Genomic DNA, 20,010 nt, shown 5'->3' with positions numbered 1-20,010 from the left:
TTTTCAGCAATTTATGGTAGTATAAGGAAATTTAGGTAGTATTAGCCAAAGATCAGTAGAATACAGAAATGAATAAGATATTTAATAGAGTTAAATTTTTAAAAAAGAGCTTAAGGAGGTTCTATGCAAGCCATACACAATGATAAAAGCTTATTGAGTCCTTTCTCTGAGCTTAACACGGACAACAGGACTAAAAGAGAAGAATCGGGTAACGCCTTTAAAGAACAAAAAGGTGGGGAGTTTTCTAAACTCTTGAAACAATCTATCAACGAGCTTAATAACACTCAAGAGCAGTCTGATAAAGCCTTAGCTGACATGGCGACAGGGCAGATCAAGGACTTGCACCAAGCGGCTATCGCCATAGGGAAGGCCGAAACGAGCATGAAACTCATGCTTGAAGTGCGTAACAAAGCCATCAGTGCTTATAAAGAGCTTTTGAGAACGCAGATCTAATCTCTTAAGTGGCGTCTCTTTAAATGATCGCTTGGTCTTTTTTAAAGAGAGGGTTTGTTTTTGTTACGCCCCATTTTAATAGATTTTACCATCAAAAATCCGTGCTCCCATGCGTTGTGAAAGTCCAACGCCACGCCATTTTCAAGTAAGCGCTTATGGATAATAAGAATATTGATCCTTACTTCAACCCAGAGCAATTCCTAAAAATCCAAAGAGACAAGGGTGTGGTTACGGCGCTAATCTTTTTGTTGCTTTTTTTTATTTTTTTAATGGTCGCTTTTAAAAAAGCTTTTTTTGCACAAGCCAACATGCCCACTTTGGTGATGATCAAACAAGACACCGCTACTAGGGGGACTATTTATAGTCAAGACAACTACAGCCTAGCCACTTCACAAACCCTTTTCAAATTGGGCTTTGACACAAGGTTTTTAAACCCAAATAAAGAAGATTTTTTCGTTGATTTCCTTTCTATTTATAGCAATATCCCTAAAGAGTCCCTAAAAGACGCGCTCAATACGAAAGGCTACACGATTTTAGCTTACAATCTCACGCCCAATATGGCCGCTAATATTAGAGACTTGAATAAGAAATTTTTAGCCTTTGGGGTTTTTCAAAATTTCAAAGACGCACACGATAAAGTGTGGCAAAAGCAAGGGCTAAACATTGAAGTGAGCGGCGTTTCCAGGCATTACCCTTATCAAAATAGCCTAGAGCCCATCATTGGCTATGTGCAAAAACAAGAAGAAGACAAGCTCACTTTAACTACCGGTAAGAAAGGCGTTGAAAAATCTCAAAACAACTTGCTTAAAGCCCAACAAAATGGCATAAGAACAGGCAAAAGAGACGTGAGTTTTAATTTCATTCAAAACCACTCTTACACAGAGGTTGAGCGCCTTGATGGCTATGAGGTGTATTTGAGCGTTCCTTTAAAACTCCAAAGAGAAATTGAAACCCTATTAGATAAAACCAAAGACAAACTCAGGGCTAAAGAAATCCTGGTGGGCATTATCAACCCTAAAAGCGGGGAAATTTTATCCTTAGCTTCAAGCAACCGCTTTGATCCTAATGCGATTAAAACCAGCGATTATGAAAACTTGAATTTGAGCGTTGCCGAAAAGGTTTTTGAGCCAGGCAGCACGATTAAACCTATTGTTTATTCCTTGCTGTTAGATAAGAATTTGATTAACCCTAAAGAGCGCATTGATTTAAACCATGGCTATTACCAATTAGGAAAATACACCATTAAAGACGACTTTATCCCCAGTAAAAAGGCCGTTGTGGAAGACATTTTGATCCAATCTAGCAATGTGGGCATGATAAAAATCAGTAAAAGCCTCAACCCAGAGGATTTCTATAACGGGCTTTTAGGCTATGGATTTTCTCAAAAAACCGGCATTGATTTATCCTTAGAAGCCACAGGAAAGATCCCTCCTTTGTCCGCTTTCAAGCGTGAAGTGTTAAAGGGGAGCGTCTCTTATGGCTATGGGTTGAACGCGACTTTTTTGCAGCTTTTAAGGGCTTATGCGGTGTTTTCTAATGAAGGCAAATTAACTACCCCCTATTTAGTGCAACGAGAAACCGCCCCTAATGGCGATATTTACATCCCTAGCCCCAAACCCACCTTTCAAGTCATTAGCCCCAAAAGCGCTAGGAAAATGAAAGAAACCTTAATCAAAGTAGTGCGTTATGGCACAGGCAAAAACGCTCAATTTGAAGGGCTATACATAGGGGGAAAAACCGGCACGGCTAGGGTTGCTAAAAACGGGAGTTATAGCGCGGAGTCCTACAACAGCTCTTTTTTTGGGTTCGCTGAAGATGAAAGGCAGGTTTTTACTATCGGCGTGGTTATCTTAGGCTCGCATGGCAAGGAAGAATATTACGCTAGCAAGATTGCAGCCCCCATTTTTAAAGAAATCACCGAAATTTTAGTGCGTTACAATTATCTATCGCCCTCTATTGCGATTCAAAACGCTTTAGAAAAAAACCGCTTTAAAATAAAATAAAAGGCTCTTTTTAACCCCAACTCCAAAGAAGAAGCTTTAGACTACTAGATCTGCGATTTGAAGCTAAATTTAAAGGATGGATTAGAAGAAATCTGTTTAAGTTAGATTGATCCCAATTAAATAAAATGAGGCTTGCATAATCCCTAAAAAGATAATCAAAACTAACCCTTGAATTAAAAAAGAATGCGAATTAACTTTGCTACCATAATTTAAACGCAAGGTTTGCAATAGATGAGTATTCAAAATTTAATCAAAATAATGTAAAATTAGAGCAACTATAAACTTGGCGGTATCAACTAGACTCATTAAAAGGCGAAATCCAAATGATTAAAAGCGTAGAGATTGAAAATTACAAAAATTTTAAGCACCTTAAAATGGAAAATTTTAAACTCATCAACTTTTTTACCGGTCAAAACGATACGGGTAAAACCAATCTTTTAGAAGCTCTTTATACCAACACAGGTCTTTGTGATCCTACTGCCAATCAAGTCAGTCTTCCTCCTGAACATGCCGTGAATATTAGTGAATTCAGAAAAATCAAACTCAATGCCGACAACCTAAAAACCTTTTTTTATCAAGAAAACACCGCTAATCCTATTAGTATCCGCACTGAATTTGAACATGCTACTATCCCTCTTACTATCCAATACCCCACACAAACCAGTTACAGCAAAGACATCAATTTGAATAGCGATGATGCTCATATGACAAACCTTATAAACACAACAATAACGAAGCCACAGCTCCAATTTTCCTACAATCCATCCCTTTCCCCCATGACAATGACTTATGAATTTGAAAGGCAAAACCTAGGTTTAATCCATTCTAATTTAGATAAAATCGCTCAAACCTATAAAGAAAATGCGATGTTTATTCCCATAGAATTATCTATTGTTAATTCTCTTAAAGCATTGGAAAATTTACAATTAGCAAGCAAAGAAAAAGAATTGATTGAAATCCTACAATGTTTCAACCCTAATATTTTAAATGCTAATACAATAAGAAAGTCTGTCTATATCCAAATCAAAGATGAAAACACACCGCTAGAAGAAAGTCCCAAAAGGCTTTTAAATTCGTTTGGTTGGGGTTTTATCAAATTCTTTATCATGGTGAGCATTCTTCTTGATAATCGCGTCAAGTATCTTTTTATTGATGAAATAGAAAGCGGTTTGCACCATACAAAAATGCAAGAGTTTTTAAAAGCTCTGTTTAAGTTAGCTCAAAAATTACAGATTCAAATTTTTGCCACCACGCACAATAAGGAATTTTTATTGAACGCTATCAACACCATGCCCAATAATGAAACGGGAGTTTTTAAAGATATAGCCTTGTTTGAGCTTGAAAAAGAAAGCACTTTTGGCTTTATCAGACACAGCTATTCTATGCTAGAAGAAGCGCTCCATGAGGGCATGGAGGTTAGAGGCTAATGAGAAAAAAAATCGTTTATGTGGAGGGCGAATCAGATGCAATCTTTTTAACGCTTTTAAACAAAGTAAAAAATTTATGCATTGATGGTATCTTTAGTTGTAAGAGCAATACCAAGCTTTTTGAAAAAGCAGAGAGTATTAAAGAATACCTAAAAGTTAAGGATATTTACATCGTTTTTGATTCAGACAACCAAACAAAAGAGACTAAAATTCAAGAAATAAAGAAACAACTCCAAAAAAACCCAAAAAAAGAGTACCGCTTAAATGATGAAGAGTTTAACCAGATTAAGATTTTTTTATTGCCAGAAAATGATGAAACTGAACACAACCCCAACTATTGCGAGTTAGAGCATTTGCTAGAAAAAATGGCAAAAGAAAGTGAAAATAAGGCGTTTTACACAAGTTTCCGCCAACATTACAATGAGCTTTTTAATAAAGTCAAACAAATCAAATCTATCCAATCAGAACAAAAAAAACGCACTAAATGTTGGCTACAACCCTATATCACGCTTTCTATTTGTTTAAAGAGAGGTTTTATTCCTTGTGGGTTAAACGATCTAGATCCTGTTGCTACAACCGCTAAAATGCTAGATAAGCCAAAAAATACAGAAATTCTTGAAAAATTTTTTGATTTTGATTTAAAGAAACTTCAAGCATTGATTGATTTTTTAAAATAAACCCAATAAAAACCCTTGATTTTTACGAGTATTAACTTTCTCAAATTGAGTTTAAACCACTTAAAAGGCTTTGTAACCATAAAATCTTATAAGGGCATATTAATAATAATAAGATCCTAAAATAAGGGTTGTTTTGAAAACACCATTCAAACAACCCACCATAAATCAAAAATCATAAAACCTCCCCCCTTTTTTCAATTCAATGCACTTCGCTCCAAACTTTTCTTTTCCACGCGTAAGCCAAGAACGATAGCACCGCAAAGAAAATCATGATTTTAATCCCCAAAGTATTCCTTTCATGCTTTTTCCTATCGCCCGCTTTTTCCAAATAAGAAATGACTTGTTTTTGAGCTTTTTCATTCAATCCCACTCTAGGCATGGCCGTGCCAGGCAAAAGCTTTTGCGGATCGTTGATGAAAACGTTCAAGCCATGTTCGCCCTTAGCCCTAATCATCATGGACAAATCAGGTACATGAGAGCCTAAATAATTGGCTAAATCTTTAGGATCGCTAAAGGCCTTATCTTTAGCGTAATCCAGGCTATGGCACCTTTGGCAACTTTGCGCAAACACTTCCTTATCGCTCAAATTTTTAGGCAAAATAGAAGTGAGATACGCCACAATGTCGCTCAAATCTTGATCGCTAAATTGAGAAAACGCCGGCATAGGATAGGGCCTTTCATCGTTGAATTTATGGCTCAATTTCGCCGTTTTCACGGGGTCTTTGATGAAATGGGCTAAGAAATTCGCGTTCAAAACCCCCGCCACATGGCTTAAATCCGGTGGCACAACCCCAAAAGAGTTGCTCGCGCTAAGGCTGTCCATAGGGGCTGGAATGTTTTGGGATTTAATGCCATGGCAAGCGGTGCAATTTTCGGCTACAAGCTGTTTGCCTTTATTAGCGTCGCCATTTTTTAAATCAATCGGCTCTAAATCCTTGAAAGCAAAATCTGCCGGAGCGACTTTAGGGTGCATCACCGAATGCGCATAAGGCTCAACCCCATAATAAATCACGCCTACCACCACAATAAGGATGATTAGAATCTTAAATTCTTTCATCTAGCACCCCCTTGTTTCTTGCTCTCAGCGATAGTGATAATGGGCAATACCACAAAGAAAAGGACTAGGAAAGTGATTGAACCAAATAAGCCGATGTATTTACCAATCCCAAGCGGAGGCAATTTACCATAGATCGTTAAAACAATCATGTCAATGATTAAAAGCCAAAACCACACCATAAACGCTGGCCGTTTGTGCGCGGGAGCGACGACTGGGCTTCTGTCTAAAAAGGGCAGTAAGAAGAAGATCACTTGCGCCACGCCAAAGGCCATTAGCCCTAAATCAGCGCTAAAGAAAAAGCCTCTTAAGACTTCATAGCTCCATAAGAAATACCATTCAGGGTAAATGTGAGGCGGCGTTTTAAGGCTGTTAGCCCTTTCAAAGTTAATAGGATCCATCGCAAAATCATAGTGGTAGCACACCAAGTAAAAGAAAAAGACCATGAACGCGCAAACCACAAAAATATCTTTAGACAAGAACACCGGCCAAAAAGGAATGACTTTGGATTCTTTTTTCTTGCCTTCAATGAATTTCTTTTCTTCCAATTCAAAGTCAATCTCTTCACCTTCTTGGTTATTGACATGCGGGATGCGTAAAGAATAAAAATGCACCCCAACAAGTAGAATGATCGCAATGGGCAGTAAAAAGACATGGAGCATGAAAAAGCGCGTTAAAGTGGAATCCGCCACGACATAATTGCCCCTAATCCACTCCACCACATCAGCCCCAATGAAAGGAATACCTCCAAACAGATTAGTGATAACCGCTGCCGCCCAATAGCTCATCTGCCCCCAAGGCAGCATATACCCGCTAAAGGCTTCCGCGCTAAAGACCACAAACAAAATCATCCCGCTAATCCAAATCATCTCACGACCCTTTTTGTAAGAGCCATAATAGATGCCAACAAACATGTGGATATAAATGATGACAAAAATCATGCTCGCTGCCGTAGCATGCATGTGGCGCCAAAGCCAGCCATAAGCCACTTCTTGCATGATCGTGAAATTCACGCTATCAAACGCCATTTTCGCATCAGGCTTGTAATACATGAGCAAGAAAATCCCTGAGACTACAAGCACGCCAAAAAGGGTTAATAAAATCACCCCCATGGCCCATAAGAAATTGATGTTTTTAGGGATCCAATATTCTGTCATTAGCACTTTAACAAGCTTGTTAGTGCCAAGACGCATGTCCAGCCATTCGCCTAAATTCTTCGCTTTTTTTATCTCTGCCATTGAACTCTCCTTACGCTTTAGCCATCATTTTCTTGTATTCAGCCCCGGCTTCACCAAAAGTGATTTTAGTGCCTTCAATTTTAAAAGGCGGAATATCAAAAGGGCGTGGAGGGGGAGTGCCGGCAATATTCACGCCATCAGCCGTGAAACGCCCCCCATGGCATGGGCATAAAAAACCTTTTTCTTCATCTTGATAAGTGGGGATACACCCTAAATGCGTGCAAATTTGAATGGCTGTGGTAAAAACGCTCTCGCCAATTTTAAAATCGCGCTTTTCATTAAAGCCCTCTTTTTTAGAACGCTTGAGGATATAGACCGGTTTCCCACGCCATTCCACCGTGGAAAACTGCCCTTCTTGCATGTTCGCCACATCTATGGTTGTAAAACCGGCTGAAACAACGCTTGGGAGCGGATCCCAAGTCTTTTTCATCGCTACCAAACTCGCTATCGCCCCTATAGCTGTAACGCTAGCAAGGCTCATTCCTAAAAAATCACGCCTTTGAATATCTGCCATGATTAAAAACTCCTTAATGATAATTACCTTTTAACGACTAAAGGCCTAGCAAATCCCTATTCTACAACAAACTCTCTTAATAATTTTTTTAAAATAACAAAATTGAGACTAAAATCAAACGCTTTTAACGCCGTTTTAAAGAAATTTGAGCGCGCAAATGTTTCAAAAGGGTTTCTAAAATATCGTTATCGTCTTTGCTTGGGGCTTTCAGGCTTTCTTTATGTTCATCGCTATAAGTAAGGGTGATGTTTTGATTGAAATTAGAAAGTTTAAGGATGCCAAGCTGGTTGGCTAAGATTTTAAGCGTAATGATTTGCAAAAATTGAGTGCTCAAATCGTCCATTTTGCCAAACCTGTCTTCTATTTCTTCATGGATTTGCCCCACCTCATCTACATTTTCACACAAACTCAAACGGCGGTATAGATCCAACCTCAAACTATCGCTTGCAATGAGTTCAGGGTTTAAAAAAGCGCTCACGCCAAGTTGGATCTCTACACTTTTTTCAAGCCTTTTCTTCCCCCCACTCAATTCATAAATCGCGTCTTCAAGCATGCGCGTATAGAGCGCATAACCGATGTTTTTAATATGCCCGCTTTGATCTTGCCCAAGCAAATTCCCACCCCCTCTGATTTCTAAATCATGATAGGCGATACTCTCCCCACTGCCCAAATACGAATTTTTTTCTAAAGCGAGCAAGCGTTTTAAAGCCTGTTCATTCAAGTTTTTTTGATCTTCTATGAGGAAATAGCAAAAGCCTTCTTTTTTGCCTCTCCCCACACGCCCTCTTAACTGGTGCAAATCAGCCAGCCCGAAATTTTGCGCATTATCAATAATAATCGTGTTAGCGTTAGGCAAATGAATCCCTGATTCCACAATAGAAGTGCATAATAAAACCTGATAGTTCCCCTTAGCAAACTCTAGCATGACTTCTTCGCTCTCATTAGCGTTAATCTGGGAATGCAAAATGGCGATTTTGAGCTTAGGGATCAACTCTTCTAGCTTGGTTTTGACTTTTGAAATGCTAGCGATGTGGTTATGGATGTAAAAAATTTGCCCGTTACGGCGTAATTCTCTGTAAATAATCTCTTTTAAGAGTTCGTCATTTTTTTCTTTCAAAAAAGTGCGGCTGGGTTTTCTGTCTGTGGGTGGGGTTTTTAAAGAACTAATGCCTTTGATTTGAGAAAGCGCCATGTTTAGAGTGCGCGGGATAGGCGTGGCGGACATGCTTAAGAAATGCACGCTTTTGCTCAATTCTTTTAAAGCTTCTTTTTGTTTCACGCCAAATTTATGCTCTTCATCTACGACCATTAAACCCAAGTTTTTAAACTTTGCGCCCAAAATCGCATGCGTGCCTATTAGCGCATCAACTTGCCCTAATTCCACCGCCTTTAAAAGCTTGCTTTTTTCGCTAGTTTTAATATACCTGTCCAAACGAGCCACTTTAACGCCAAACTTTTCAAAACGCGCCCTTAAAGTTTCAAAATGCTGGTGGGCTAATAAAGTAGTAGGCACGACTAGCGCGCTTTGAAAGCCGTTCAAAAACGCGCAAAAAATCGCATGCATCGCCACTTCCGTTTTCCCAAAACCCACATCCCCACTCAATAATCTGTCCATCACCCTGTGAGAGCTTAAATCCCTTGAAATTTCAGCGATGGCTTTTTCTTGATCACTGGTGTATTCAAACCCCGCATGCGATTTAAAGACTTCCAACTCCGCTAAATGCGTGTCCATCTTTTTGCCCAAGATCAAATTGCGTTCAGCCGCTAATTCAATGATCTTGCCCGCAATTTCTAAAAGTTTAGCCCTGACTTTAGCTTTTAGTTTGAGGAAACTCCCTTTCCCTAGCCGGTCTTTAACCGGCACGCTATCGCTTTGCGCCACATAGCGAGCGATGAGATGCAAGTTTTCTACCGGTAATAGCAGTTTGTCTTCGCCCAAATAAGCGATTTCTAAAAAATCCCTCTTGCTCCCTAAAACGCTGTGCTGGATTAATTGAGAAAACACGCCCACCCCATAATCATCATGCACCACCCATTCGCCCGCATTCAATTCATTCAAAGCGAGCTTGGATTTTTGGCGTTTTTTCTTCCTTTCAAAGGAATTGAGCGAGATAAAAATTCCATTAGGGGTTTTAAAATTTAACACAAAGGGGGCGATCACGCATTCCATGTTGCTTTTTTCAAGCGCGCTTACCGCATTATCTAAAATCGTTTTATTAGGGGCTAGGAGCGTGATTTTATGATTTGAATGCAAAGCGATAAAGCCTTCTAGGGCATGCGCATGGATTTCTAAATCTTCATAGCCTTGCGCGTTTTCTAAAACCTTTAAAAATTTGAAACGCTCATCATCCAATTCGTTTAAGCTCGCTAATTCTTGAATTTCTTCTAAAGCCTTAGGGCTTATAATACTTTTATAGGTGTGCAACAAATCGTTTGCTTTTTCTCCTAAAAACCACAAACCAAAACTGGTTAAATCTTTAGAAAAGCTATTTAAGGGGCTTTGTTCCACTTTTGTTTTTAGATCCTTATAAGATGGTTCGTCCAAACTAAAAAGCGTGGGGGGGATTTCAATTTCTAACAAATCTTCTTTGAGACTCATTTGAGTGGTGGGGTCCAATTCCTTAATGCTCTCACACTCTGCGTCAAAAAAACTCAAGCGATACGCCTTAGAATTAGGTATATAAATATCCACAATATCCCCCCTAAAGCTCGCTTCGCCTTCCACTTCCACTAAGTCTAAAATTTCATAGCCATAATAAAAGAGCTTGTCTTTCAAATCTTTAAGGTTATATTTTTCTAAAAGAGTGATTTTAAAGCTTTCTAAAAGTTCTTTTTTAGGTAAAGGGTGTAATAAAGCGCTAATAGGGGCAATGATGATCGCTTCTTGCTTGTTTTCTAAGGCCTGATAAAACTCCCTCAAACCCCCTAAAAGCTGTAAAAATTCTTCAAAAAACGAACGCAAATCGTCGTTTTTTTTAGCCCTAAACTCTGGGAAAAGAACGGCTTTGGTATTTGGCTTAAAATAGCTTATGACTTCTTTAGCGAGCTTGGATTCTTTAAAATCCTTACAAGCGAGTATTTGGTAATCAAAGCCTTTGTTTAAGGCTCTATAAAGGCTAGATTGGATCATTCCCTATTTATTTTCAATTTTCTTTTCTTGCTCATTGATCAACAACGCCCCCCCCTGAATATTCTTAGGGCGAGTTTCCCCAATCAAAATCCCCTTCCTTTCCACCACAAGCTCTTGGCTAGAGATCTTACCATCAAGGCGCCCTAAAGGCATGATTTCTACCACTTCCGCTTCCACCGTGCCAGTAAACTTGCCATTCACTACTAATTTATTAGCAAAAATCTCACCCACTACCGAGCCGGTTTGTCCGATCACCACCGTGCTTTTAGAATGCACCACCCCTTCTAATTCGCCATCTATATGCAAATGGTAATCCAAATGAAGCTCCCCCTTTATTTTGGTGCCTTGAGCGATGATAGTCGCTGGTCCTGTTTTTGCATTAGCCGATTTATTATTGTTATCAAAGATTGCCATCTGATGCTCCTTTCTTTATTAAAAACTTCTTCAAAATCTTTCATGTTCCATTTGGTGAAACTCATGGGGTTTATGGGTTGATCTAAGAAGCGCACTTCATAATGCAAATGCGGTCCTGTACTCATTCCTGTATTACCACTATACCCAATCAACTGCCCTTTTTTGACAAATTCGCCCGTTTTTACGACGATTTTATTCAAATGGGCGTAGTAGGTTTTAAAACCAAAAGGGTGGAAAACCTTAATCAAATTCCCATATCCCCCATTCCACCCCTTACTCGCTAACCCCACTACCCCGCTCGCGCTCGCATACACAGGGGTGTTAATAGCGGTGCTTAAATCAAGCCCGGTATGGTTGTGCAACACATGCAAAATAGGGTGCATTCTTTTGTTAAAGGCGGCTGAAACGCGCCGATAGGATTCTAGCGGGTAGTCATTGGGGATAAGGCGCATGATAAAGCTTTTTTGAAGCCCGGTAATCCCAGCGACATCCAAGCGGCTGGAAAAATTGCCCTCTTCTTTTTCTTCTTCAGGCCTATTCACCCCCACCACTTCTTCTAAATCGTTGATGCGCTCCCCTGAAAGTTGCAAATCGTCTAAAAATTCATCCATTTGCAAAGAAAGCTTTTCATTAGTCTCTCTTTTTTTCTCAAATTCCTTAGTGATTAAAGCATGCTGTTTTTCAATATTTCTAATTTCTTTATTTAAAACCAGTAATGAAACGCCTAAAAACAATAAAGATCCCACAACGCTCAACAGCGCATACAAACTGATTTGACGGAATAAGATATGAACATTAATATAACGGCTCCCTTTAGAGTCCGTAACCATCACAATCAAACGCCTGTCTAAAAACACCAAAAACCCCTACTGACCTTTTAAGGTGTCTTTATCCACATGCTCTTGGAGCTGGACGATGTCTTCTAAAACCCAAAACAGATTCTTCCATTCAATAAATTTATTTTCTTCTAAAGCGCTTTGAAAATGATCCAAATCCCATGCCAGGAATTTTTCTGCGTCTAAAATTTTACCCAAAAAGCGCACTTCATAATGCAATTTTTCGCCGCCGCTATTACCGCTCTTCCCGCTATAGCCAATCAACTGCCCTTTTTGAATGAAGCTTTTAGGCTGCACATTGACATGATCTAAATGCGTATAAATAGAGCTAAAACCAAACGCATGTTCAATGCGCACCAAGTTCCCATACCCCACATTAGAACGAGTCTTCACAAAATCCACAATCCCATCAGCGCTCGCATAAACAGGCGTGTTTAATGGCGCGATAAAATCGATCCCAGATTCAACGCCCTTAATCTTTTTAATGGGGTGGTTCCTTTCTTTAGTGGGTTTGATAGCGCTATAAGTTTTTAGGGGCATGCCATTAGGAATGAGCATGAGCGCTAAATGTTTTTGAGCCAAATTCAAATTTTCTAAATCCACTTCATCATAGAGATGCCCTCCCCCATTAGCCCCCTTTTTGACTTCAATCAAGGATTCTAGCCCACGGATCTTTTGCCCCACAATAAAAAGCTCTTCTCGCTTGTTTTTAATCTCTTTTGTCAAAGTGTAATTTTTTTGATACAAATCCCTAAAATCTCTTAAAACCGCATTCCTCTCGCTTGTCATCGTATCCATTTTAGCGATTAAAAATTTTAAAAACCCCACGCCAAGCCCCACGATCAACAAAAAAATGATAACAGAAATGATGAGGTTGCGTTTTAAATTTTTAGAAAATTTGAGCTGTTTAGAACCTGATTCATCAATGATGGTGATCACAAGCTGGTTTTGTGGCATCAATCCCTCTTCTTTGGATAGCGTTCATAAAAAGCGTTGGCTACCAAAAATGAGCCATACACCAAATAATTTTCATTTTCTTTCACATCTTCAAACAAGGCGTGTTCTAACCCTAAAGTTTCTAAAATCCCTTTAAGTTTTTCTAATTGGATAATTCTTTCATTATGCAATTCTAAAATCAAAACCTTTTTAACCACAGGCTTTAAAATTTCTAGCACCAAAAAAGCGTCTTTATCTTGATAACAGTTATAAATCAAAACGATTGGAGCGTTAAAAAGGCGTTTGATTTCTTCTTTTAAGGCTTTAGCGCTATGGGGGTTATGCCCCACATCTATTAAAATATTAGGGCTTAAAAGCTCGCAACGGCCGATTAAATCCAGGGGCTTTAGGTTTTTTAAAACTTCTTGTTTATTGCATGGCACTAGCGTCTCAAACGCTTTTAGGGCCACTTCTAAATTCATCGCTAAAAAATGGGCTAAATGGTGGCGTTCAATATAATCCCCGACTCCTTTTGAAATTTCATTTTGAACCACAATCAATTGCGCGCGTTTTTCTTTGGCGATTTTTTGAGCCACATTTAAAACCAGTTCTTGTTGGGGAGCGATGACATTAAGAGAACTCATCGCTTTTAATTTAGTAGTCGCAATGCTTTCTAAACTATCCCCTAAAAATTCCTTATGATCGTAATCAATGGGGGTGAAAACGCTTAGGGTTTTTTCCAAAGCGTTCGTGCTGTCAAACTCCCCCCCAAGCCCCGCTTCTAAGACTAGATAATCGCAATCTTTAGCGAGCATGACGGCTAGTAAGGTAGCGTATTCAAAATACGAGCAAGCACTGCTGAAAGCATGCGATTGCAATTGCTGGTGGGCGTTTTCTAAAACGCTTTCTTTAACAACAGAACCATTCAAATAAAAGCGCTCCCTGAATTCAAAAACATGAGGGGAGGTGAAATGCAACACCTTAAAATTTTGATCGGCTAATAAAAGGGTTAAAAACCGCCCTGTGCTGCCCTTACCATTAGTCCCTACCACATGAATGACTTTGGCTTGAATCTCAAAAAAAGCGTTTTTAAAATCTTTATAAATTTGAATGAAACGGCTAGGGTCAAACTGATGGTATTCCTTAGGCTTTGTTTCTAAAAACGCCTTCAACCCATGACTATTTTTCATTATTGAATTTCCCCTCATAAGCGATTTGAGCCACAAATTTAGTCAAAGTTTGCTCCACAGCCTGATTGATAGCGTAATAGCGGTTCTGGAAAGTGTTAAGGGGGTCTTGTAAATTCACGGCGTAATTGTAGTATCCGCTATTTTGAAAAGTCTTTCTAACGCCTCTTTTATTATCGTAGGTGTAATTCACAGACACGGTCGCGCGATAGAAAGTCGTAAAACCTTCTTTATTTTGCGTGATGCTCGTATCGGTTACATTCGTGATTTCTATGATAATAATGGAATCTGAATCCTTTTCGCTCGCCAGGCGGTTTTGGAAGCGTTGCACGACTAAACGATTCATCAAATCCTTAAACTCCACAGAGTTTTCAGGGTTAGGCAAATTCACAATGAGTTTTACATACACGCTATCGCCAAGCGCGTTTTGAGCGTAAGCGGCGATGGGTTTATACCCACAGCCCTTGAACAAAAGCAACACAATAAAAAAAAGTAAAACCCTCATGCGATGACAAAGTTAACAAGCTTATTAGGCACATAAATTTCTTTTTTAACGCTCGCCTTTTCTAAATATTTCTCCAATTCTTTTTTAGCCAAAACAATAATTTCTTCTTTACTGGCGTTAACATTGACTTTCAATTCCGCGCGCCTTTTGCCATTAATGGTAAGCCCTAAAGTCATAAAGTCTTCTATCAAAGCGTTTTCATCTACTTCTATAGGCTTAAAATTCTCCCTTTTAAAAAGCCTCTCGCTCAATTCCCATGCCATGTGCGGGATAATAGGCTCTAAAATTTGCAACAACACAAAATAACCCTCGCATAAAATTTGTTCATTAGTTTGCGCGTTCAAAGCGTTTAAAGCCTCCATGCAGCTTGCGATCAAAGTGTTAAACGCGTAAGCGCTTTCAGCCTTATTGAAAATTTCATGCGATTTTTTCAACGCCTCATAGACTTTTTTGCGGGCTAGTTTTTGCGCTTCATTCAGGCTCACTCCTTTAAATTCAGGCTTAGAAGTGGTAGGGGTAATGGCGTTCGCTTTGTCGTATAAGCGCTTGATAAACCGGTGTGCACCCTCTAAAGCGCTGTCATTCCATTCCAATTCTTTAGCCGGTGGGGCAGCAAAAAGGATAAAAAGCCTTGCAGCATCAGCCCCATATTTTTTAAGTATCTCTTTAGGGCTAACGACATTGCCTTTAGATTTGCTCATCTTAGCGCCATCTTTTAAGACCATGCCTTGAGTGATAAGCTGTTTGAAAGGCTCATCTAAATTGAGATAGCCCAAATCCCTTAAAGCCTTAGTGAAAAAGCGCGCGTATAACAAGTGCAAAATCGCATGTTCAATGCCGCCAATATAAGTGTCCACTGGCATGAAATACTTCAAGTAATTTTGATCAAACGCTTGATTTTTACGCTCATCTTTGGGCGTGGTGTAGCGCAAGAAATACCAACTGGATTGGATGAAAGTGTCCATGGTGTCTGTTTCTCTTAAAGCGTCTTTGTGGCATTTAGGGCATTGAGCGAATTTCCAACTTGCATGCTTTTCTAACGGATTGCCCTCCCCATCAATCACAATGTCTTCAGGTAAAGTTACCGGTAGTTGGGTTTCAGGCACGATCCCGCAATTCTTGCAATGAATCATAGGAATGGGCGCTCCCCAATACCTTTGACGGCTCACCCCCCAATCTTGCAAGCGGTAGTTGATGACCCTTTTACCGAGGTTTTCTTTTTCAAAATAAGCGATGATTTGCTCTCTGGCCACTGAGCTAGAAAGATCGCTCCACTCCCCGCTATTTTTTAAAACCTCTTCTTTGGTGTGGGGCAAACTTTGAGAACTTTGAGTGATCACTTTAATAGGGATATGATAAAGATTAGCGAATTCAAAATCCCTTTCATCGCAGGCTGGCACGCCCATTAACGCCCCAGAGCCATAATTGGCTAGAGCGAAATTAGCCACCCAAACAGGGATTTTTTGCTTCGTTAAAGGGTGGATAGCATAAATTCCTAAAAACACCCCTTTTTTCTCTAAGGCTCTTTCTCTTTGAGTCGTGTTTAAAATCGCTTTAATAACCTTTGAATCTTCTTGGCTCACTTGCTTGATGGCATGCTCTACTAAAGGGTGTTCTGGGGCGATCGCAATGTAAGTGACGCCATAAATGGTATCCGCTCTTGTGGTAAAAACTTCAATTTCTTGAATGCCGTTGCAAGCTTTCAAACACTCATCAGCGATCTTAAAACCAAATTGCAACCCGCTAGATTTCCCTATCCAATTTTTTTGCATGGTTAGGACTTGAGAAGGCCAATGATTCTCTAAAGTTTCTAAGTCTTTTAGCAATTCTTCAGCGTAGTTTGTGATCTTCAAATAATATTGGTAGAGTTCTTTTTGAATGACTTCTGTGTCGCAACGCCAACACCTCCCATCAATGACTTGCTCATTAGCTAAAACGGTTTTGTCGTTAGGGCACCAATTGAGCATGGCTTTCTTGCGATAGATCAGCCCTTTTTCCCACAAATCAATGAAAAATTGCTGTTCAAATTTCGTGTAATCCGGATCTGAAGTAGCAAATTCCCTGTTTTTAGAAAAAGAAAACCCTAAAGCTTCAAACTCTTTTTGCATGGCTTCAATGTTTTCATAAGTCCAGGTTTTAGGGTGGATACCATGCTTAATGGCCGCATTTTCCGCAGGCATCCCAAAAGAATCAAACCCCATAGGGTGTAACACATTGTAATGGTGCAAACGATAATAACGCGCCAACGCATCGCCAATGGTGTAATTGCGCACATGCCCCATGTGGATTTCCCCACTAGGATAAGGCAACATGCTTAGAATGTATTTTTTAGGGAGGTTAAAATCGTCTTTAGGCTCAAAACTCTTATTTTTCCACCAAAATTCTTGCCATTTTTTTTCTATATTGATAAAATCCATCATTACCCCTTAGTCTGTTTCGCTCGTTACAACGCTTTCAATCAACAAAAAGATGAGGCTAAAAGCGTTACTAATTAACGCCCCAATCATGAGCATGTAAGCTGTAACCAAATTGTTTAAAATCTGTAAAAACACAAACGCCGGTATGAGGTGCAACACGGTGGCTAAAGAGCTGGCCAACAACTCTGAAGCGAAACGCTTGCACACCCCAATTTTGAGCGTAACAGAAATAAGGTTTAAAGCTAACGCTACAAACAACACCACCGTATTAGGCTCATACAAAAACCCTGCAATGGTGGTTAAAGAAATAAGGCTGAACAGCACATGAATGACCCGACCCCAATCCATAGAAACTCCTTAAACTTGACCGCCCTCATACAAACGGCGCATTTTTTCTTTCTCTTGAGCTTTTTTGATTTTTCTAGCCTCATTCTCATAATATTTACCCATATCAAAGCCTAACAATAACGCTACTTTAGGGGCGATGAAAATAGAGCTGTAAGTCCCTACAATCGTGCCTATTAGCATGGGCAACGAAAAGCCAATGATGATCTTACTCCCAAACACGCACAAAATCAACACCACAAAAAACACGGTTAAAGAAGTTAGAAGCGTGCGCGTGAGCGTGCTGGAAATGGCTTCATCAATGGCTTGAATGGCATTTTTGGTTTTTTGAGAGAGCATCTCTTCTCTGATTCGATCAAAAATAATGATCGTATCATTAATGGAATACCCAATCAATGTGAGCAAAGCCGCAATCACTTCCAGATTCATATCAATCTTAAAAACAATCACCGAGCTTGTCACTAAAATCACATCATGCACAAGCGCAACAACGCTCGCTAAAGCGAAACGCCATTCATAGCGGAAACTCACATAAACCATGATCGCTATTAGTGCTAAAATCAGCGACAAAATGCCCTTTTCTTTCAATTCGCTCCCCACTCTAGGGCCAACAGTGTCAAATTTACGGATTTCAAAATCGCCGCTGGGTTTTAAAATATTGGCCACGATAGCGTTCAAGTCTTCATTTTCGGCCGTTTCTACAAAAGGGAATTTGATTAAAATCTCTTCTTTAGAGCCAAATTCGCTCACTTGAACGCCCTTAAAACGAGCTTCTTTTTCAAACAGATCGCGCACTTCTTTAATGGGAGCGTTTTGAGCGTAGCGCACTTGCACCAAACTCCCCCCCGCAAAATCAATCCCTAAAGAAAACCCTTTGAAAAACAAAAGCCCTAACGCCAGAAGCACCAAGATCGCTGAAACGATCACCCCATAATTGGAATAACGCATGAAGCTTAAGATTCTAGTTCGTTTGAATAATTCCATAAAACCTCCTAAGCTCTTTTATTCACGCCAAACCAAAAGTAAAGGCTTTTCGTTTGGGCTAATTTAGGTAGAAGGGCTTGATAAATCCCTTGCGTACCTATAATAGCGGTGATGATAGAGGCTAAAATCCCAATGCCTGTGGTTAGGGCAAAGCCTTTAATCGCTCCTGTGCCATAAGCGTATAATAACACCGAAGCGATCAAGGAAGTGATATTGGAATCAAAAATCGCCCGACTCGCATTGATATAGCCTAAATGGATCGCCTTAACAACACCCTCTCCTTCTCTTAAAACTTCTCTAATGCGTTCGTTGATAATGATATTAGCATCCACGGCAATCCCCACGGTTAAAACAATCCCTGCCATTCCCGGTAAAGTCAGCGTCGCTCCAAAAATCGCCATGACCGCCACGATCAAAAAAAGATTGACCACTAACGCCATGCAAGCGATCACCCCAGCCATGGAGTAATAAAGCGCCATAAAGCCCATCACCAAAATAAAGCCCCCAATAAGGGCGATAATGGAAGTTTTAATGCTGTCTTTCCCTAAACTCGGACCTACAATCCTTTTTTCTAAAACCTGAATGGGCGCATTCATCGCCCCACTCCTTAAAGCGATCGCTAAATCGCTCGCTTGAGCCACGCTAAAATTCCCGCTAATCTGCCCGCTCCCCCCACCAATGCGTTCTCTGATCACTGGGGCTGAATAGACCTTATTGTCTAAAACGATCGCCATGCGTTTGCCCACATTCGCGCCTGAAAAATCCCCAAAAATCTTAGCCCCTTGCGCATCTAGCGTGAAGCTCACCACCGGCTGGTTGTTTTGATCATACACCACTTTCGCGTCTGTAAGCATTTCGCCATCTAAAATAGGGATCGCTTTGAGTAAGATTTTACCCCCCATTTCCGCATCAGACAACAACACGCTGCCTAATTTTTGAGCCTCTAAATCCGTCATATTCATCGCATCTTTATTGTGCTCTTCATCCACTGCCATCATCTGCAAATGAGCGGATTTAGAAATCAAGTCTTTAGCGCGCCGTTCTTCTTCTAAGGTCTTAATGCCGGGCAATTGCACCGAAATTTCTTCTCGGCCTTGCTGAATGACTACAGGCTCTGCCAAACCAAATTGATCCAAGCGGTTACGAATGATCCCTATCACTTGCAAAATCGTGTTTTTACGCAATTCTTCTTGCTCTAAAGGGGTGAGCTTCACGCTATAAAACTCCGCTTCTTTTTTGATTTCAAACTGGCTATGACCTTGCAATTCCAATAAAAGCGCGTCTAATTTTTTCGCTTCATCTTCATCTAAAAGCTCAAAACTGATCCCTTCTAAACTGGATTTAATGTCTTTAAGCAAGATATTTTGCTTTTTAGCGTTGTATTCTAAAGCGGACGCTAGGCTTAAATACTTGTTTTTTAAAGCTTCATCGGTTTGCACCCCTAAAAGCATGTTCAACCCCCCCCTTAAATCCAAACCTAAAGTGATTTTAGGGCCTTTAGTTTCTAGCAAAGAAGGCACAGAAAACCCTACCCCTAAAAGAAGCGCAAAGATAAAAACGATTAAACGAGGGTTAAAAAGTTTCATTTAGTTGTTGTTGGGTGTTGTTTCTTCGTCTAATTTGAACGCTACATAGTTTTTAGAAAGTTTAGCGGTGGTGTCATCATTGAGTTTCACGCTAAAAAAATTCGCTTCCGCTTTAAGCACCTCAACGATGAGCCCTCCTTGAGTGACAATTTTATCGCCCTTAGTCAAACCCTCTATCATTTCTTTATGCTTTTTTTGCTGTTGGCGTTGCGGGCGAACAATTAAAAAATAAAAAATAAGAAACAACACCAAAAAGGGTAAAAGCGTCGTTATAATTTCTTTAGTTTGTCCCATTAAATTTCCT

The 20,010-nt window shown here is 39.9% G+C and carries 19 protein-coding genes; 5 read left to right on the top strand and 14 right to left on the bottom strand.

Annotated features, from left to right (window positions below):
* The first annotated feature begins 123 nt into the window (after window positions 1-123).
* The 5 genes from fliE to CS889_RS08055 all read left to right on the top strand — a co-directional run bounded on the left by fliE (window position 124) and on the right by CS889_RS08055 (window position 4,560).
* Window positions 124-453, top strand: coding sequence for a flagellar hook-basal body complex protein FliE (gene fliE, locus CS889_RS08075; protein ID WP_001147916.1), 330 nt, complete (start codon window positions 124-126; stop codon window positions 451-453).
* Window positions 454-476: 23 nt separating this feature from the next.
* Entirely contained in the window at window positions 477-602 is a 126-nt protein-coding gene (locus tag CS889_RS08070) for a hypothetical protein (RefSeq protein WP_001875485.1), read from the top strand.
* A 6-nt stretch (window positions 603-608) separates the two neighbouring features.
* Complete coding sequence (locus CS889_RS08065; RefSeq protein ID WP_089087347.1) at window positions 609-2,456, top strand: peptidoglycan D,D-transpeptidase FtsI family protein; 1,848 nt, start codon at window positions 609-611, stop codon at window positions 2,454-2,456.
* A 323-nt stretch (window positions 2,457-2,779) separates the two neighbouring features.
* Window positions 2,780-3,883, top strand: coding sequence for an AAA family ATPase (locus CS889_RS08060; RefSeq protein ID WP_000597747.1), 1,104 nt, complete (start codon window positions 2,780-2,782; stop codon window positions 3,881-3,883).
* On the top strand, window positions 3,883-4,560 hold the full coding sequence (locus CS889_RS08055) for a DUF3226 domain-containing protein (protein ID WP_089087346.1): 678 nt from the start codon (window positions 3,883-3,885) through the stop codon (window positions 4,558-4,560). Before CS889_RS08060 ends, CS889_RS08055 begins: the two co-directional genes overlap by 1 nt.
* A gap of 199 nt (window positions 4,561-4,759) precedes the next feature.
* Here the strand turns inward: CS889_RS08055 and CS889_RS08050 are convergent, their stop codons facing one another.
* The 14 genes from CS889_RS08050 to yajC all read right to left on the bottom strand — a co-directional run bounded on the left by CS889_RS08050 (window position 4,760) and on the right by yajC (window position 20,000).
* Window positions 4,760-5,617, bottom strand: a complete 858-nt coding sequence (locus tag CS889_RS08050; RefSeq protein ID WP_089087345.1) for a cytochrome c1 — start codon at window positions 5,615-5,617, stop codon at window positions 4,760-4,762.
* The gene (locus CS889_RS08045) at window positions 5,614-6,852 is read right to left on the bottom strand and encodes a cytochrome b (RefSeq protein ID WP_089087344.1); all 1,239 of its coding nucleotides are present in this window, start codon (window positions 6,850-6,852) and stop codon (window positions 5,614-5,616) included. Before CS889_RS08045 ends, CS889_RS08050 begins: the two co-directional genes overlap by 4 nt.
* A gap of 10 nt (window positions 6,853-6,862) precedes the next feature.
* Complete coding sequence (gene petA / locus CS889_RS08040) at window positions 6,863-7,366, bottom strand: ubiquinol-cytochrome c reductase iron-sulfur subunit (protein WP_000763638.1); 504 nt, start codon at window positions 7,364-7,366, stop codon at window positions 6,863-6,865.
* A 124-nt stretch (window positions 7,367-7,490) separates the two neighbouring features.
* Window positions 7,491-10,496 (bottom strand): transcription-repair coupling factor, encoded by a 3,006-nt coding sequence (mfd, locus tag CS889_RS08035; protein ID WP_089087343.1) that lies wholly within the window; start codon window positions 10,494-10,496, stop codon window positions 7,491-7,493.
* A gap of 3 nt (window positions 10,497-10,499) precedes the next feature.
* Window positions 10,500-10,910, bottom strand: coding sequence for a bactofilin family protein (locus CS889_RS08030; RefSeq protein ID WP_000963936.1), 411 nt, complete (start codon window positions 10,908-10,910; stop codon window positions 10,500-10,502).
* Entirely contained in the window at window positions 10,829-11,767 is a 939-nt protein-coding gene (csd1, locus tag CS889_RS08025; protein WP_000478120.1) for a peptidoglycan DD-metalloendopeptidase Csd1, read from the bottom strand. Before csd1 ends, CS889_RS08030 begins: the two co-directional genes overlap by 82 nt.
* A 9-nt stretch (window positions 11,768-11,776) precedes the next feature.
* The gene (gene csd2, locus CS889_RS08020; protein WP_089087342.1) at window positions 11,777-12,703 is read right to left on the bottom strand and encodes a M23B family cell shape-determining DD-metalloendopeptidase Csd2; all 927 of its coding nucleotides are present in this window, start codon (window positions 12,701-12,703) and stop codon (window positions 11,777-11,779) included.
* Window positions 12,703-13,872 carry a bifunctional folylpolyglutamate synthase/dihydrofolate synthase gene (locus tag CS889_RS08015; protein ID WP_089087341.1) on the bottom strand — a complete coding sequence of 390 codons (1,170 nt, stop codon included), beginning with the start codon at window positions 13,870-13,872 and terminating at the stop codon, window positions 12,703-12,705. The genes csd2 and CS889_RS08015 overlap by 1 nt, the downstream gene beginning before the upstream one ends.
* Entirely contained in the window at window positions 13,862-14,374 is a 513-nt protein-coding gene (gene lptE, locus CS889_RS08010; RefSeq protein ID WP_089087340.1) for an LPS assembly lipoprotein LptE, read from the bottom strand. The genes CS889_RS08015 and lptE overlap by 11 nt, the downstream gene beginning before the upstream one ends.
* Complete coding sequence (gene leuS / locus CS889_RS08005; protein ID WP_089087339.1) at window positions 14,371-16,791, bottom strand: leucine--tRNA ligase; 2,421 nt, start codon at window positions 16,789-16,791, stop codon at window positions 14,371-14,373. The genes lptE and leuS overlap by 4 nt, the downstream gene beginning before the upstream one ends.
* A 9-nt stretch (window positions 16,792-16,800) precedes the next feature.
* Window positions 16,801-17,139: a DUF6394 family protein gene (locus CS889_RS08000; protein ID WP_000383761.1), complete on the bottom strand. Its 339-nt coding sequence runs from the start codon at window positions 17,137-17,139 to the stop codon at window positions 16,801-16,803.
* Window positions 17,140-17,148: 9 nt separating this feature from the next.
* Entirely contained in the window at window positions 17,149-18,120 is a 972-nt protein-coding gene (gene secF, locus CS889_RS07995) for a protein translocase subunit SecF (RefSeq protein ID WP_089087338.1), read from the bottom strand.
* Between the two features lie 8 nt (window positions 18,121-18,128).
* The gene (secD, locus tag CS889_RS07990; RefSeq protein ID WP_000765447.1) at window positions 18,129-19,706 is read right to left on the bottom strand and encodes a protein translocase subunit SecD; all 1,578 of its coding nucleotides are present in this window, start codon (window positions 19,704-19,706) and stop codon (window positions 18,129-18,131) included.
* Window positions 19,707-20,000 carry a preprotein translocase subunit YajC gene (gene yajC / locus CS889_RS07985; protein WP_000531759.1) on the bottom strand — a complete coding sequence of 98 codons (294 nt, stop codon included), beginning with the start codon at window positions 19,998-20,000 and terminating at the stop codon, window positions 19,707-19,709. It lies immediately after the preceding gene.
* Window positions 20,001-20,010 lie beyond the last annotated feature (10 nt).

This window comes from Helicobacter pylori (assembly GCF_900120335.1).
Classification (GTDB): domain Bacteria; phylum Campylobacterota; class Campylobacteria; order Campylobacterales; family Helicobacteraceae; genus Helicobacter; species Helicobacter pylori_BU.
Note: the sequence above shows the minus strand (reverse complement) of the source record. Positions and strands in the feature narration are given on the sequence as shown.

Excerpts from the sequence above, each read along its gene's own strand:
- fliE (WP_001147916.1), top strand. The coding sequence starts at position 124 with ATGCAAGCCATACACAATGATAAAAGCTTATTGAGTCCTTTCTCTGAG.
- CS889_RS08050 (WP_089087345.1), bottom strand. The coding sequence starts at position 5,617 with ATGAAAGAATTTAAGATTCTAATCATCCTTATTGTGGTGGTAGGCGTG.
- lptE (WP_089087340.1), bottom strand. The coding sequence starts at position 14,374 with ATGAGGGTTTTACTTTTTTTTATTGTGTTGCTTTTGTTCAAGGGCTGT.
- secD (WP_000765447.1), bottom strand. The coding sequence starts at position 19,706 with ATGAAACTTTTTAACCCTCGTTTAATCGTTTTTATCTTTGCGCTTCTT.
- mfd (WP_089087343.1), bottom strand. The coding sequence starts at position 10,496 with ATGATCCAATCTAGCCTTTATAGAGCCTTAAACAAAGGCTTTGATTAC.
- petA (WP_000763638.1), bottom strand. The coding sequence starts at position 7,366 with ATGGCAGATATTCAAAGGCGTGATTTTTTAGGAATGAGCCTTGCTAGC.
- CS889_RS08045 (WP_089087344.1), bottom strand. The coding sequence starts at position 6,852 with ATGGCAGAGATAAAAAAAGCGAAGAATTTAGGCGAATGGCTGGACATG.
- CS889_RS08000 (WP_000383761.1), bottom strand. The coding sequence starts at position 17,139 with ATGGATTGGGGTCGGGTCATTCATGTGCTGTTCAGCCTTATTTCTTTA.
- csd2 (WP_089087342.1), bottom strand. The coding sequence starts at position 12,703 with ATGCCACAAAACCAGCTTGTGATCACCATCATTGATGAATCAGGTTCT.
- secF (WP_089087338.1), bottom strand. The coding sequence starts at position 18,120 with ATGGAATTATTCAAACGAACTAGAATCTTAAGCTTCATGCGTTATTCC.
- yajC (WP_000531759.1), bottom strand. The coding sequence starts at position 20,000 with ATGGGACAAACTAAAGAAATTATAACGACGCTTTTACCCTTTTTGGTG.
- CS889_RS08065 (WP_089087347.1), top strand. The coding sequence starts at position 609 with ATGGATAATAAGAATATTGATCCTTACTTCAACCCAGAGCAATTCCTA.
- CS889_RS08055 (WP_089087346.1), top strand. The coding sequence starts at position 3,883 with ATGAGAAAAAAAATCGTTTATGTGGAGGGCGAATCAGATGCAATCTTT.
- CS889_RS08070 (WP_001875485.1), top strand. The coding sequence starts at position 477 with ATGATCGCTTGGTCTTTTTTAAAGAGAGGGTTTGTTTTTGTTACGCCC.
- leuS (WP_089087339.1), bottom strand. The coding sequence starts at position 16,791 with ATGGATTTTATCAATATAGAAAAAAAATGGCAAGAATTTTGGTGGAAA.
- CS889_RS08015 (WP_089087341.1), bottom strand. The coding sequence starts at position 13,872 with ATGAAAAATAGTCATGGGTTGAAGGCGTTTTTAGAAACAAAGCCTAAG.
- CS889_RS08030 (WP_000963936.1), bottom strand. The coding sequence starts at position 10,910 with ATGGCAATCTTTGATAACAATAATAAATCGGCTAATGCAAAAACAGGA.
- CS889_RS08060 (WP_000597747.1), top strand. The coding sequence starts at position 2,780 with ATGATTAAAAGCGTAGAGATTGAAAATTACAAAAATTTTAAGCACCTT.